Raw genomic sequence first — 471 nt, forward strand, 5'->3', positions numbered from 1 at the left:
AAGAAAAATATAAATTAAAAAATAAAATAAATCAATAGAAAGGAAGATAAGCTTAGTTAAAAGTTTGTTTGGTAAGCCAAAGGGAAAATTATAGCTCCCCTTAAAAAAAGGGGAAATCAAGTGTTAATAACACTTGACTATAATTATACAAAGTAGTATAATTATTACTATAATTTTATTGGACAATTTAATCACCGCCTTTCTAGGTTATGATTAATGCCAAAGGTAGCCGCCTTTGGCATCTACCTTTTATAATTATACCAAATAAACTCTTTAACTTCTTAAAACAGTCCATGAAAAGATTTTACTTGTTATTCATTAGCACTTTGTTTTTTGCACCTTCATTTTTGCTTGGTGCAACTGAAATCTAATTTATACTTGGGGTTATGGCGATGTGATGAATGAAATCATGCAAGCTGTTAAAGGTATAACCACTGAAACAAGTTATATCGTTAATGCAGCCTTAGCTAT

1 pseudogene is annotated in these 471 nt (G+C 29.5%); it reads left to right on the forward strand.

The annotated features are described in order from the left end of the window. Positions 1-293: 293 nt before the first annotated feature. Positions 294-471: pseudogene (locus AJ932_RS10770) on the forward strand (conjugal transfer protein TraG); the annotation flags it as partial.

The organism is Campylobacter sp. BCW_6873 (assembly GCF_001762365.1).
GTDB lineage: Bacteria > Campylobacterota > Campylobacteria > Campylobacterales > Campylobacteraceae > Campylobacter_D > Campylobacter_D jejuni.